Raw genomic sequence first — 13,100 nt, forward strand, 5'->3', positions numbered from 1 at the left:
GGCTCTGGCACCATGAGGCTCATGACCTCCGCCTCCCCCTCTGCCTCGCCGACCGACGCCCGTACCGACGCCCCCGCCGCCTCGACGCCCGCGCCCACCCTCCCTGCGCCCGCCCTGGCCACGGCCGTCTCGTCGGACGGCACCGCGATCGCGTACCGCGTGCTCGGTGACCCCGCCGCCCGGCCGCTCGTGCTCGTCCACGGTTGGGCGCAGTCGAGCGCGAGCTGGGGGCAGGACGTGCTGAACGACCTGGCCCGGCGTTTCCGCGTGGTGGCGATCGACCTGCGCGGCCACGGGTACTCCGACGTCCCGGCCGGCGGCTACGACTCGGCGCCGCAGTGGGCCGACGACGTCGAGGCCGTCCTCGACTCCACCGGGATCGCCGAGGGCTCGGGCGCGATCCTGCTGGGGTGGTCGTACGGCGGGGTCGTGGTCGCGGACTACCTGGCCGCCCGCGGTGAGGGCCGGGTCGGCGGGATCGTGCTGTGCGGCGCGGTCACCTCCCTCTCCCGCTCGGCGGGCGGCGCGATCGGACCGGCCATGAAGGAGGTCACCTCGGGCGGGGCGTTCGACGAGAAGCCGTCGGTCGCACTGGCCGCGTTCACCAGCTTCGGCAACGCCATGATGCGCTCGGGATCGGGCCCGGATGGGCAGCGGATCCTGGGACTGTCGCTGTCCACGCCGCCGGCGGTCCGGCAGTCGCTGCTCACCCGCAAGGTGGACAACGACGACACCCTGCGCGGCCTGTCGATCCCCGCGCTGGTCATCCACGGTGCCCACGACGGGGTGGTGCTGCCGTCGGCCGGGCAGGCGAACGCCGAGATGATCCCCGGCGGCCGCTACGTGGAGTTCGCCGAGTCCGCACACGCGCCGTTCCTCGAGGAGACGCCGCGCTTCCTCGCCGAGCTCGACGAGTTCGCCGCCTCCCTGTAGCCATTCGTGGCGGGCGGGCCCGGCGCGCTGGAGCCCACCTCGTCGTCGTCGCCTCAGGGCGGGCGGGGGCACGGGCGACGTGCACCCCGGCGCGGGCGGGGGCACAATCGGACGGGTGACCGTAACCGACCTCGACCCCGGCGCCGCGCATCCCCTGCCCCGGCGCATCGCGGTCCTGTCCTTCCACACCTCGCCGCTCGCCCAGCCGGGCACGGGCGACGCGGGTGGGCTCAACGTCTACGTCCTGCAGACCGCACGCCGCCTGGCCCGCCGCGGGGTGGAGGTCGAAATCTTCACCCGCGCCACCCACTCATCGCAGCCGCCGGTCGAGCAGGCGGGCGACGGCGTGCTGGTCCGCAACATCGTGGCCGGACCGTTCGAGGGCCTGCGCAAGGAGGATCTGCCCACGCAGCTGTGCCCGTTCGTCGCCGGCGTAATGCGGGCGGAGGCCGGGCAGGCGCCTGGCCACTACGACCTCATCCACTCCCACTACTGGCTCTCGGGCCAGGCCGGGCTCGTCGCGTCCGAGCACTGGGGGGTGCCACTGGTGCACACCGCGCACACCCTGGCGGCGGTGAAGAACGCGGTCCTCGCCGAGGGGGACACCCCCGAGCCCGAGTCCCGGCGCATCGGTGAACAGCAGATCGTCGACGCCGCCGACCGGCTCGTCGCCAATACCACCGGCGAACTGCGTGAACTCGTCGACTACTACGACGCCGACCCGGCCCACGTCGACGTGGTCCCGCCCGGCGCCGACCTCGAGCAGTACACCCCCGGCACCCAACGCGGGACCGAGCGGGCCCGCCGCGCGCTCGGGCTGGGGCAGCATTCCGAGGTGATCGCCTTCGTCGGCCGGATCCAACCGCTCAAGGCGCCCGACGTGATCGTGCGGGCGCTGGCCGAGATGGTGCGCGCCCAGCCCCGCCGCGACGTGCGTCTGATGGTCGTCGGTGGGCCCAGCGGGTCGGGGCTCTCCAGGCCGCGCTCCCTGATGGACCTGGCCGAGGAGCTGGGCGTGGCCGACCGCGTGTGCTTCCTGGCGCCGCGCCCGCCGTCGGAGCTGGTGGACGTCTACCGCGCCGCCGACATCGTGGCGGTGCCGTCGTACTCGGAGTCGTTCGGGTTGGTGGCGCTCGAGGCGCAGGCGTGCGGCACCCCCGTGGTCGCGGCCGCGGTGGGCGGGCTGCCGACGGCCGTCTCCGACGGCCGGACCGGGATCACCGTCGACGGGCACGATCCGCGGGAATGGGCGCGCGTGTTGTCGGGATTGTTGGACGACGACGAGCTGCGCCTGTCGATGTCGCGGGCCGCCCCGGTACACGCCTCCGGGTTCTCCTGGGACTCCACGGCCGACGGACTGCTGTCCTCGTATGCGGGCACGATGGCCGCATACCGGGCCCGGCGTGCGGAGGCCACCGCGTCCTGATCTCCCGTCCGCGGGAGCCGCGGCGTCGAATCGCCTACGAGGCGCGGTCGACGCCGAGCACCGGCCGACGACAAGCCACAGCCGACGGCAAGTCCCCGCCGACGGCAAGTCCCCGCCGACGACAAGCCACAGCCGACCACCCCGAAGGAGTCACGATGATCGACCCCACCGAGAGCAAGCGCATGGACGACGACGGGCCGGCCCCGCACCGGGACGATGTCGACGCCCCCACCGTCGAGCGGATCCGCAACTTCCTGGTGGAACGGGAGATCGAGTCGACGCTGGCCGACGGCCGGACCTTCGTCGTGATCCTGCCGGGGGAGAAGCGCCTGAAGACCGCGTGCCACCTGACGGTGAACCGGGAGAGCGTGCGCATCGAGGCGTTCGTGTGCCGCCGACCCGACGAGGACTTCGAGAAGGTCTACAACTACCTGCTGCGGCGCAACCGGCGGCTCTACCAGGTGGCCTACACGCTGGACAACAACAGCGACATCTACCTCGTCGGCCGGATGCCGCTGGTCGCGGTGACCGAGGAGGAGCTCGACCGCGTGCTGGGTCAGGTGCTCGAGGCCGCCGACCACGACTTCAACGTCCTCATCGAGCTGGGCTTCCACACCTCCATCCGCCGCGAGTGGGAGTGGCGGGTGTCCCGGGGCGAGCCGCTGCGCAACCTCGACGCGTTCCGCCACCTCACCGAGGACCTGCCCCAGCCCGAGTAGTACCGGACTCCCGGAGAGCGCGCCGGTCAAGAGTTGATCTGTTGCGCGACCTTCTTGCGCAGGACCTTGCCCATGGGGTTGGTGGGCAGTTCGTCCAGTTCGACGAACTCGCGCGGGACCTTGTACCCGGCCAGCGAGCCCTTGCAGTGCGCGCGCAGGGCGTCGGGGTCGAGTGCGGCGCCGGGCTCCAGTACGACCGCGGCGATGACCTTCTCGCCGCCGTCGGAACTCGGGCGGCCCACCACGGCACAGTCCGCGACGCCCGGGGCCGTGCGCAGCACCGCCTCGACCTCCGACGGGTAGACGTTGAACCCGCCGGTGACGATCATCTCCTTGATCCGGTCCACCACGTGCAGGAAGCCGTCGTCGTCCTGGACCACGACGTCACCGGTGCGGATCCAGCCGTCGTGGAAGGTCTCGGCGGTCGCCTTCTCGTTGCGCCAGTAGCCCGGGAACACCTGCGGCCCCTTGACCAACAGTTCACCGGGCTCGCCGGCCGGTGCGTCGACTGAGGGGTCGTCCTTGTCGGCCACGCGGATGTCGGTGTCCGGGAACGGGACGCCGATGGAGCCGGCCCGCCTCGCCGTCGACATGGGGTTGCCCACGGTGATGGGGGAGGTCTCGGTCATCCCGTACCCCTCCACGAGCAGTCCACCGGTGGCGGACTCCCACCTCTCGATGAGCTCGGCGGGCAGGCTCATGGCGCCGGACAGCGAGTGCCTGATGCCGTGCAGGGAGATCTTCCGCCTGTCGGCCTCCTCGAGGATCTTGCTGTAGATCGGCGGGACGGCCGGGATGAAGGTCGGCAGGTCCTTCTTCAGGATCGGCATGATGAGGTCCATGTCCGGGGTCGGGACCAGCTGGAGCCGTGCGCCCTCGGCGATGCCGAACACCACGCACAGCGTGACGCCGTAGGCGTGGAACATCGGCAGCGAGGCGAGGAACTTCTCTTCGCCCGGCGTGAGTTCGGGCACCCACGCCCGGCCCATCTTCGCGTTGGCCACCAGGTTGGCGTGGGTGAGCACCGCGCCCTTCGGGGTGCCGGTCGTACCCGAGGTGTAGAGGATCAGCGCGGGGTCGCCGGCCGCCGGCCGCGGGTACGAGAAGTCCAGCTCGGCGCCCGTCTCGAGGTCCGCCCAGTCCAGCGTGCCGGGGGCCGGCCGGGAGAGCTTGTCCCGGGAGGCGCGCAGGGACGGCACCGGAAGATGCTTCAGCGCCAGTCGCTTGACGGCGGGGAGCTCGTCGAGCAGATCGACCGAGATGATGTGCTCGATCGCGGTGCCGGGCCGGTCGGCGAGGTCCCGCACCACGGGCGCGACGACGTTCCAGGTCACGACCACCTTCGCCCCGTGGTCGGAGAAGGGGCCCTCCAGCTCGTCGGCCGTGTAGAGGGGGTTGTGCTCCACGACGATGGCGCCGATGCGCAGGGCCGCGTAGAACACCGCGACGCCCTGGGGACAGTTGGGCAGCAGCACGGCGACACGGTCGCCGGGCGCTACACCCAGGCGGCGCAGGCCCTCGGCGGCGCGGCGCACGTGCCGGCCGAGGTCGGCGTAGGTCGTCAGGCGGCCGAAGAACTCGGTGGCGGGCCGGGACGAATAGGTGCTGACGGCGTCGTCGAACTGGTCGATCAGCGTGGTGGTGCCGTAGTCGAGGTCCTGCGTGGTCCCGGGCGTGTAGTGGACAGTCCACGGCCGCTCGGTCGATTCGGGGGTGTCTCCGGCGTGTGTGGTCATGTCTGCACCGTAGTCCTCCGCACGCGGGTCATAATGGCCTTATGGCTTACGGAACTCTCGTCCTCCTGCGTCACGGGCAGTCCACGTGGAACGCATCCAACCAGTTCACGGGCTGGGTCGACGTCGACCTCACCGATCTCGGGCGGGAGGAGGCGGTCCGCGGCGGAAAGCTCCTCGCCGAGGCGGGGATCCTGCCGGACATCCTGTACACCTCGCTGCTGCGTCGCGCGATCACCACCGCGAACATCGCGCTGGACGCCTGTGACCGCCACTGGGTGCCGGTGATCCGGCACTGGAAGCTCAACGAGCGCCACTACGGCAAGCTCCAGGGCCTGAACAAGGCGGAGATCAAGGACCAGTTCGGCGACGAGCAGTTCATGCTCTGGCGCCGCAGCTACGACACCCCGCCGCCGCCGATCGACCCGGACAATGAGTACTCGCAGACCTCCGACACGCGCTACTCCGACCTGCCGGAGGTGCCGTTGACCGAGTGCCTCAAGGACGTCGTGGACCGGTTCATCCCGTACTACGCCGCCGAGATCGCCCCCAAGCTCGCGGAGGGCAAGACCGTGATGGTGGCCGCGCACGGCAACTCGCTGCGCGCCCTGGTCAAGCACCTCGACGGCATCTCCGACGAGGATATTGCCGGCCTGAACATCCCCACCGGGATCCCGCTGGTCTACCACTTCGACGAGACCGGCCTGGTCGCCAACCCGGGTGGTACCTACCTCGATCCGGAGGCCGCCGCCGCGGGTGCTGCCGCCGTGGCCAACCAGGGCGGCAAGTAGTAGGTGAAGGCCCGGTGAACGGGTCGCGAACCCCCGGCAGCCTGCGAACTTCGCGCAGGTGGCCGGGGGTTTGGCGATTCGGGCGTCGAAACTCCACACCGTAGGATCGGGGTCGTGCAGGTCAGTCTGGGGATCTTCCTCGCGATCGTCGCCGGGATCATCGGCTTCCTCGTGGGCGGCTTCGTCGTCCCACTGCTCAACCGACGCGGTGAGCGTCGGCGCGCGGAGCAGACCGGACCCAGCCGGCTGGACGTCCTGCGGGGCGTCTACCAACAGGCGCCGTACGCACTGGCGGTCGTGGATCGCCACCAGGACGTGGTCCTCTACAACCGTCGTGCGGCGGAGTTGGGGATCGTCGATGACCGCCTGCTGGTGGAGCCGGTGTGGCGCGCGGCCCGGTCGACGTTCACGGACGGCCACCCCACCCGGTTCGACCTGCCCGCCAAGATGGCCCCCGGCCGCCGCCGCATCCCGTCGGTGAGCGGGCGCGGGGAGATCCTCGAGGGCAACGGTGAGCAGTTCGTCGTGGTCTTCGCCGACGACGACTCCGAGCACCGTCGTATGGAGGCGGCCCGCCGCGACTTCGTCGCCAACGTGTCCCACGAGCTCAAGACCCCGGTCGGGGCGATGGCGGTGCTCGCCGAGGCGCTGCTGGAGTCCAAGGACGACCCGGAGTCGGTCGAGTACTTCGGCGGACGCGTGGTGAGCGAGGCCCAGCGGCTCGGCAAGATGGTCTCCGAGCTCATCGAACTCTCGCGCCTGCAGGGCGCCGAGCGGATCCGCGACCCGGAACCGGTGGACGTGGACGACGTGGTGGCCGAGGCCCTGCGTCGGTCCGCGTCGGCGGCGGAGGCGGCCGGGATCGAGCTCATCACCGATGCGCCGTCCGGGCTGGAGGTCAAGGGGGACTGGACCCTCCTGGTCACGGCGGTGTCGAACCTCATCTCGAACGCCATCAACTACTCGCCCGACCACACCCCGGTGTCGATCACCCGGTCCGCGACCGGGGACACCGTGACGCTGCGGGTCACCGACCGCGGGATCGGCATCGCCCCGGAGCACCAGGCCCGCGTCTTCGAGCGGTTCTTCCGCGTCGACAAGGCCCGTTCCCGCGCCACCGGCGGGACCGGATTGGGTCTGGCGATCGTCAAGCACGTCGCCCAGAACCACAACGGCGCCGTCAGCCTGTGGAGCCGCCCCGGTACGGGGTCGACCTTCACACTCGAACTTCCGGCTCATGTGGAGCCGGGTGGCGCCGGGGGGACCCCCGGCGCCGAGCACGCCGACCAAGGAGAGGACCAGGTGCCGTGACCAGGGTGCTGATCGTGGAGGACGAGGACTCGCTGGCGGATCCGCTGGCGTTCCTGCTCCGCAAGGAAGGCTTCGAGGTCACCGTCGCGGGGGACGGCCCGACCGCGCTGGAGAACTTCGAGTCCGAGGGCGCGGACATCGTGCTGCTGGACCTCATGCTCCCCGGGATGTCCGGCACCGATGTGTGCAAGCGACTGCGGACGACGTCGACCGTCCCGGTGATCATGGTGACCGCCCGCGACAGTGAGATCGACAAGGTCGTCGGCCTGGAGCTGGGCGCCGACGACTACGTGACCAAGCCGTACTCGGCCCGCGAACTCATCGCCCGCATCCGGGCGGTGCTGCGCCGCGGCGCCGAGGCCGAGGCGGAGCCGGTCAGCGACATCGGTGTCCTGGAGTCGGGGCCGGTGCGGATGGACATCGAGCGGCACACGGTGCTGGTCCGCGGCACGGCCGTCACGCTGCCGCTCAAGGAGTTTGACCTGCTGGAGTACCTGCTGCGCAACTCGGGCCGGGTCCTCACGCGCGGACAGCTCATCGACCGGGTGTGGGGGTCGGACTACGTCGGCGACACCAAGACCCTCGACGTCCACGTCAAGCGTCTGCGCTCGAAGATCGAGTCCGATCCCGGCAAGCCGGTGCACCTGGTGACCGTCCGCGGGCTGGGCTACAAGTTCGAGGGCTGACCGCCCCGCTGGAAATCCGCTACCCTCCGTCCGGATCCGCTACCCCTACACGGGTAGCGGATCCGGACGGAGGGTAGCGGATTCCGGACTGCCCCGGTCAGGTCTCGCTGGCTCGTTGGGTCTGCGCCCGCTCGGTCGCCGGGTGCACGGCCACGATCCCGAGCTGCCGCCGACGCCGGCACGCCGCGGCGAGCACCTCGTAGCACTCGGCGCCCAGCAGTTCGACCAGCTCGTCACGTAGGGAGATGTAGACGGGGTCGACGCCGACGTGAGCCTCGGGCGAGCCTGTGCAGTACCAGTCGAGGTCCAGCCCGCCCGGGCCCCAGCCGCGGCGGTCGTACTCGCCGACGCGGGTGTGGAGGATCTCCACCTCGTCGGGACGGGTCTCCCATTCGCGGGTCACGTGGATCGGCAGCTGCCAACACACGTCCGGCTTGGACTCGGGCAGGCTCCGCCCGGTCCGCCCGGCCAGGTGGTGCAGGGCGCAGCCCGACCCGGTCGGCCATCCGACGTCATTGAAGAACACGCACCGTCCGCCCAGGCGGCGCGTCCTGAGAGCGGGCTCCATCTCGCCGTCGTCGCCGGTCAGTTCGTCCTCCTCCAGCCACGCCTCCTGCGCGGCCCCTTCCGCCGTCGCGGCGGCGTGGGCGGCCTCGCGGTGCTGCCATTCCTCCGGACGCAGCAGGGCGACGTTGGCCTCGAGCCGCTGCCGGTCGGAGTCGTCGGAGAGGAAGGCGCCGTGCGTGCAGCAGCCGGAGTCGGGCTGGTCGCGGTCGATGCCGTGGCAGGCGGGCGTGCCGAAGACGCACGTCCACGACGACAGCAGCCAGGTCATGTCGGCGGAGATCAGATGTTCGTCATTCGCGGGGTCGGGGAACGTGTACCACTCCCGCGGGAAGTCGAGGGGGACCTCGGGCTGAGGGGCGCCCGGGGTCGGGGGGCGTTCGGTGGCGGTCACAACCTGCGACCGTAGACCGTTTAGGGTGGTCGTGTGAGATTAGGTGTCCTGGACGTGGGAAGTAACACGGTCCACTTCGTGGTGGTCGATGCCCACCGGGGTGGTCATCCCACGCCCATGAACGATTCCAAGACCCGGCTACGCCTGATCGAGTACCTGGACGACGACAACAACATCTCCAAGACCGGCATCGCCCGGCTCATCGACGCGGTCAACGAGGCCGCCGAGCTCGCCGAGGCGACCAAGTGCCGCGAGGTCATGGCGCTGGCCACCTCCGCCGTGCGCGACGCGGCCAACTCGGACGACGTGTTGGCCAAGGTGGAGAAGGAGACCGGCATCGAGCTGCGGGTGCTCTCCGGTGAGGACGAGGCGCGCATGACGTTCCTCGCCGCGCGTCGGTGGTACGGCTGGAGCGCGGGGCGGATCATCAACCTCGACATCGGTGGTGGGTCGTTGGAAATGACCCACGGGGAGGACGAGCTGCCCGAGCAGGCGTTCAGTCTGCAGCTGGGCGCCGGCCGGCTCACCCACGACTGGTTCAAGACCGACCCGCCGGAGCGCAAGCGCATCAACCAGCTGCGTGACTACATCGACGCCGAGCTCGACGGGCCGGCCCGGGAACTCCGGGCGGCCGGTGAGCCCGACCTCGCGTGCGCCACCTCCAAGACGTTCCGTATGTTGGCCCGGCTCACGGGTGCGGCGCCGTCGTCGGAGGGCCCACGGGTGGACCGGGTGCTCACAGCCGCCGGTCTGCGGCAGGTGATCGCGTTTATCTCCCGCATGACGGCCGCCGACAGGGCAGAGTTGGAGGGCATCAGCTCCGACCGCTCGCATCAGGTGGTGGCGGGAGCGCTGGTGGCGGAGGCGTCCATGCGTGCGTTGGGTCTGGAAAGTGTGAAAATCTGTCCGTGGGCTCTGCGAGAGGGGCTCATCCTGCAGCGTCTCGACCGGGACGTGGGCGGCGACGGGAAGGGGAGCTGACGATGGCCGAGGATTCAGACGGTCAGCAGATCACCGTGGCGGAGCTGCTCAAGCGCATGGGCGCGGAGCAGCAGGACGCCCCGGCCGGGCGTCGGCGTCGCCGGGCCGACGAGGGCGGCGGACTCAGCGTCTCCGAGCTCACCGGTGAGATCCCCAAGATCACCGACGACACCGTGCTCAGTGGTCGCGCGGCGCGGCGTCGGGCGCGGGAGGCCGAAGAGGCCGCGGCCGCCGGTGGCGACGCCGAGCGGGACGCGGAGTCGGGTGCCGACGGTGCTGCCCCGACGGGCGCCGGGGAGACCCCGGGGACGACGACGACGAGGTCGTCCACCTCTGAGGCCCCGCAGACCCCGCGGCCCTCGGGACGGCGGCGGGCCCCGGAGGCAGGGGCGCCCGCGTCCACGCCGGCCGGGTCGGCCGAGAAGTCGTCCGCGGCGAAGGCCACCACGCCATCGGGCACCACCACGCCGCCGGCCTCGTCGACGGCCACCACGACGCCGTCCACCCCGCCGTCGGCAACCACACCGCCGGCTTCGCAGCAGGCCACCACGCGGATGCCGGCCGCCTCACCGCAGCAGGCCCCGACGTCGGCGACTCCGTCCGCGCCCGCCCCGTCGCGCTCCGCCTCCGATGACGCGGCCCAGCAGGTGAAGAAGGGCGGCCTGCGCGGGCTGTTCGGCCGCAAGCGCAAGGATGCGGAGCAGTCGGGGTCCGACGCTCCCGCCACCCGCCCGACGCCCGCTGATCGTGGGGGCGTGGGGCCCGCCGGCGCCGCGGCCGCAGGTGTTGCGGGCGCTGCTGCTGCCGGTGTCGCCGGCACCGCAGCCCCGGGCTCGGGCGACAAGTCAGCTCCGTCCGCAGCGGCCGGAACCGGAGACAAGGCCGCGCCGGCCTCGTCCACCGCCCCGGCGGTCAAGCCCGCCACCGCCAAGCCCGCCACCGCCAAGCCCGCCACCGGCAAGTCCGGTACCGACAAGTCTGCCGCGACCTCCGGTTCTGCCGAGGTCGGCAAGGCTTCCGGGGCCACCGACACGGCCGTCACAGCAGACAAGCGCACCACCGACAAGCCCGCCGGGACCTCCGCCGCTCCGGCGGCCGACAAGCCCGCCGCCGCAGACAAGCCCGCCGCAGGGGCCGATGCCTCCGCATGGGGTGTGCCGTCGGGCAGTGGCTCGACCGCCCGCCGCGCCCCCGAGGCGACCGCCGAGCAGTCCGACGATTCCGACTCCGCCACGCGCGGGGGTGCCCTGGGTGCGGCGACCGCTGCCGCCGCCGGAGGTGCGGGAGTCGCGGGAATGGCCGCGGCAGTGGCCGGCGCGGGCACCGGAACCGAGCGGCCGAAGCTCGACGAGACGAAGTCCGACGCGGCGCAGACCGACGCGACGCAGGCCGAGGCGACGAAGGCCGGCGCAACGACAGCGGGCCAGCAGCCGGTCGCCCGGCCCCGGGCCGACGCCCCCGTCGCCGACCGGACGAGCACAGACCAGCCCGACGCCGACCGGGCCGACGCCCCGACCCCGGCACCCGCGTCGCAGCAGACCCCGGCGGAGCCGGACAGCTCGCAGTACCGCGACTTCGACTACGCCCCCGGCGGGGCCGAGCCCGAGCGGTCGCCGGCGTCGCAGTGGCTGATCCTCGTCGCGCAGGTGCTCGCCTCCGCGGTCGCGGGCGCGGCACTGTTCATCGGCTTCCAATTGCTCTGGCGCGACCTGCCGTGGGTGGCCTTTGCGCTGGCGATCGTCGTGATCGTCGGACTGGTGGCCATGGTCCGCGTCCTGCGCAGGAGCAACGACTCCGTCAGCATCGCCCTCGCGGTGATCGTCGGCCTGGGCGTGACGTGCGGGCCACTCCTGCTCAGACTCGTCTCCTAGCCGCATCCCGGCCACGACCCGCACCCCGCCCGCGCCTGCTCCAGGTGCGGGCGGGGCCGTTTCAGCCGCGGTGCGCGAGCGGGACCCGGCGACGGGCAACCGAATCCCTCCCGCCGCCCATCCGATGTCGCTCCACCCACCGGATGCGATAGGTGGAGCGACATCGAATAGGCGGCGGTGGCGGCGGGCGCGATTCGATGGGTGGCGCGAGCGGGCAGCCCCGTCCCCCGCGGCCGGCGGGCGGCGGCACACGCGTGTGGCACTGTAAAGGGCATGACGAGAATCGCAGTGGTCGGTGGCGGACGCATCGGCGAGGCCCTCATCGCGGGACTCCGTGAGGCCGGGACCGAGCCGTCGGACATCGTGGTGATCGAGGCCGTGGAGGCCCGCGCCGACCAGTTGGCCAAGAAGTACAACATCCTGTCCACCAGCCTCGACATCGGCTGCGAGGGCGCCGACGTGATCGTGGTTGCCGTCAAGCCCCAGGACGTGCCGGCGGTGGTCGGCCGCATCGGCGACGCCATCTCCGACAGCGTCCACGAGTCGATCGTGGTCTCGCTCGCGGCCGGCGTGCCGACGACCGTGCTGGAGAACAAGCTCAGCGCCGGCTCGCCGGTCGTGCGGGTCATGCCCAACACGGCGATGCTCGTCGGGCACGGCGTCTCCGCGCTCTGCAAGGGCCGCTATGCGCGCGATGAGCATCTCGAGCAGGTGTCCACGATCATGGAGAGCGTGGGCCTCGTCGTCGTCGTCACCGAGGCCCAGATGGACGCGGTGACCGCGGTGTCCGGGTCCGGCCCCGCCTACTTCTTCCTCATGGCGGAGGCGATGGTCGACGCCGGCGTGGAGCGCGGGCTGCCGCGCGACGTGGCGCTGAAGCTGGCGGCCGGCACGGCGCTCGGCGCGGGCGCGATGCTCACCGGCGGTGGCGAGGGACCCGCCGAACTGCGCTACAACGTCAGCTCCCCGGGCGGCACCACCGCGGCGGCGATCCGCAGGCTGGAGGCCGGGGGACTGCGCTCGGCGGTGGCGGACGCGGTCGAGGCGGCGGCGTCGCGGTCGCGGGCGTTGGCACTGGCCTCCACCGATGGCGACGACGACGACGAGATCGACTGACCCGCCACCCGGGCCCGTCGCCGACGCGACCGAACGGGCCGGGTGTGCGCGTACCGAACCGACCCGCCGGGTGAGATGTGACCCACCAGGCGGGTCGCTCGTTTAGCACAAGCCCAGTTCAGGGCGGGTGAGGCGCGGATCGGGCGGCGTGTCGTCGATGTAATTCGCCCACTCCCGTCGCATTGATCACACCATTCACGCTAGGCTCATACCCAGCACGTGCGTGTCCGTACCGCAGGAGGGGAAGCCTGCGGCACGACGCGTGCCACGAAGGGTTGTGACGATGGCGACTACCGACAAGACCGATAGCGGCGCACAGGCGGCGGGGGGCTCGCAGTTCCTCACCGTGGCCGAGGTCGCCGCGCTGATGCGCGTGTCCAAGATGACGGTCTACAGACTCGTGCACTCGGGTGAGCTGCCCGCCGTGCGGGTGGGGCGGTCGTTCCGGGTCCACTCCAAGGCCGTGCACGAGTACCTCGACACGTCGTACTTCTCCGCGGGCTGACGCACTGAACCGCCCCGGCGGGGCGGTGTCCGGCCCGTTTTCGTGGCCGCGGGGAGCGAGAGGTAGTCTG

12 protein-coding genes are annotated in these 13,100 nt (G+C 71.7%); 10 read left to right on the forward strand and 2 right to left on the reverse strand.

Going from position 1 to position 13,100, the window contains the following annotated elements:
• Positions 1–21: 21 nt before the first annotated feature.
• From AC3DEV_RS00805 to AC3DEV_RS00815, 3 genes are all read left to right on the forward strand, one after another.
• Positions 22–933: an alpha/beta fold hydrolase gene (locus tag AC3DEV_RS00805; RefSeq protein WP_488370988.1), complete on the forward strand. Its 912-nt coding sequence runs from the start codon at positions 22–24 to the stop codon at positions 931–933.
• A gap of 115 nt (positions 934–1,048) precedes the next feature.
• The gene (mshA, locus tag AC3DEV_RS00810; protein ID WP_488370989.1) at positions 1,049–2,359 is read left to right on the forward strand and encodes a D-inositol-3-phosphate glycosyltransferase; all 1,311 of its coding nucleotides are present in this window, start codon (positions 1,049–1,051) and stop codon (positions 2,357–2,359) included.
• A gap of 155 nt (positions 2,360–2,514) precedes the next feature.
• The gene (locus AC3DEV_RS00815) at positions 2,515–3,078 is read left to right on the forward strand and encodes a type III secretion system chaperone family protein (protein ID WP_069389592.1); all 564 of its coding nucleotides are present in this window, start codon (positions 2,515–2,517) and stop codon (positions 3,076–3,078) included.
• A 26-nt stretch (positions 3,079–3,104) separates the two neighbouring features.
• Here AC3DEV_RS00815 and AC3DEV_RS00820 read toward each other — a convergent pair whose 3' ends face one another.
• Positions 3,105–4,814 (reverse strand): long-chain-fatty-acid--CoA ligase, encoded by a 1,710-nt coding sequence (locus AC3DEV_RS00820; RefSeq protein ID WP_488370990.1) that lies wholly within the window; start codon positions 4,812–4,814, stop codon positions 3,105–3,107.
• 41 nt (positions 4,815–4,855) lie between these two features.
• On the opposite strand from AC3DEV_RS00820, the gene AC3DEV_RS00825 reads away from it, so the two are divergent.
• From AC3DEV_RS00825 to AC3DEV_RS00835, 3 genes are all read left to right on the forward strand, one after another.
• Positions 4,856–5,602: a phosphoglyceromutase gene (locus AC3DEV_RS00825; protein WP_163376355.1), complete on the forward strand. Its 747-nt coding sequence runs from the start codon at positions 4,856–4,858 to the stop codon at positions 5,600–5,602.
• A 114-nt stretch (positions 5,603–5,716) separates the two neighbouring features.
• Positions 5,717–6,913 carry a sensor histidine kinase gene (locus AC3DEV_RS00830; RefSeq protein WP_488370991.1) on the forward strand — a complete coding sequence of 399 codons (1,197 nt, stop codon included), beginning with the start codon at positions 5,717–5,719 and terminating at the stop codon, positions 6,911–6,913.
• Positions 6,910–7,599, forward strand: a complete 690-nt coding sequence (locus AC3DEV_RS00835; protein ID WP_067717069.1) for a response regulator transcription factor — start codon at positions 6,910–6,912, stop codon at positions 7,597–7,599. Before AC3DEV_RS00830 ends, AC3DEV_RS00835 begins: the two co-directional genes overlap by 4 nt.
• Before the next feature lie 97 nt (positions 7,600–7,696).
• On the opposite strand, the gene AC3DEV_RS00840 is transcribed toward AC3DEV_RS00835, so the two are convergent.
• Positions 7,697–8,557 carry a DUF3109 family protein gene (locus tag AC3DEV_RS00840; protein WP_488370992.1) on the reverse strand — a complete coding sequence of 287 codons (861 nt, stop codon included), beginning with the start codon at positions 8,555–8,557 and terminating at the stop codon, positions 7,697–7,699.
• A 33-nt stretch (positions 8,558–8,590) separates the two neighbouring features.
• On the opposite strand from AC3DEV_RS00840, the gene AC3DEV_RS00845 reads away from it, so the two are divergent.
• From AC3DEV_RS00845 to AC3DEV_RS00860, 4 genes are all read left to right on the forward strand, one after another.
• Positions 8,591–9,538 (forward strand): Ppx/GppA family phosphatase, encoded by a 948-nt coding sequence (locus tag AC3DEV_RS00845; RefSeq protein WP_172812179.1) that lies wholly within the window; start codon positions 8,591–8,593, stop codon positions 9,536–9,538.
• Between the two features lie 2 nt (positions 9,539–9,540).
• The gene (locus AC3DEV_RS00850) at positions 9,541–11,409 is read left to right on the forward strand and encodes a DNA polymerase III subunit gamma/tau domain-containing protein (RefSeq protein WP_488370993.1); all 1,869 of its coding nucleotides are present in this window, start codon (positions 9,541–9,543) and stop codon (positions 11,407–11,409) included.
• A 273-nt stretch (positions 11,410–11,682) separates the two neighbouring features.
• Positions 11,683–12,525: a pyrroline-5-carboxylate reductase gene (proC, locus tag AC3DEV_RS00855; protein ID WP_256821159.1), complete on the forward strand. Its 843-nt coding sequence runs from the start codon at positions 11,683–11,685 to the stop codon at positions 12,523–12,525.
• A gap of 283 nt (positions 12,526–12,808) precedes the next feature.
• A complete protein-coding gene (locus AC3DEV_RS00860) occupies positions 12,809–13,030 on the forward strand; it encodes a helix-turn-helix domain-containing protein (protein WP_067718677.1) in 222 nt (73 codons plus the stop codon).
• Positions 13,031–13,100 lie beyond the last annotated feature (70 nt).

Source organism: Dietzia sp. IBK-p2-15D (assembly GCF_057773105.1).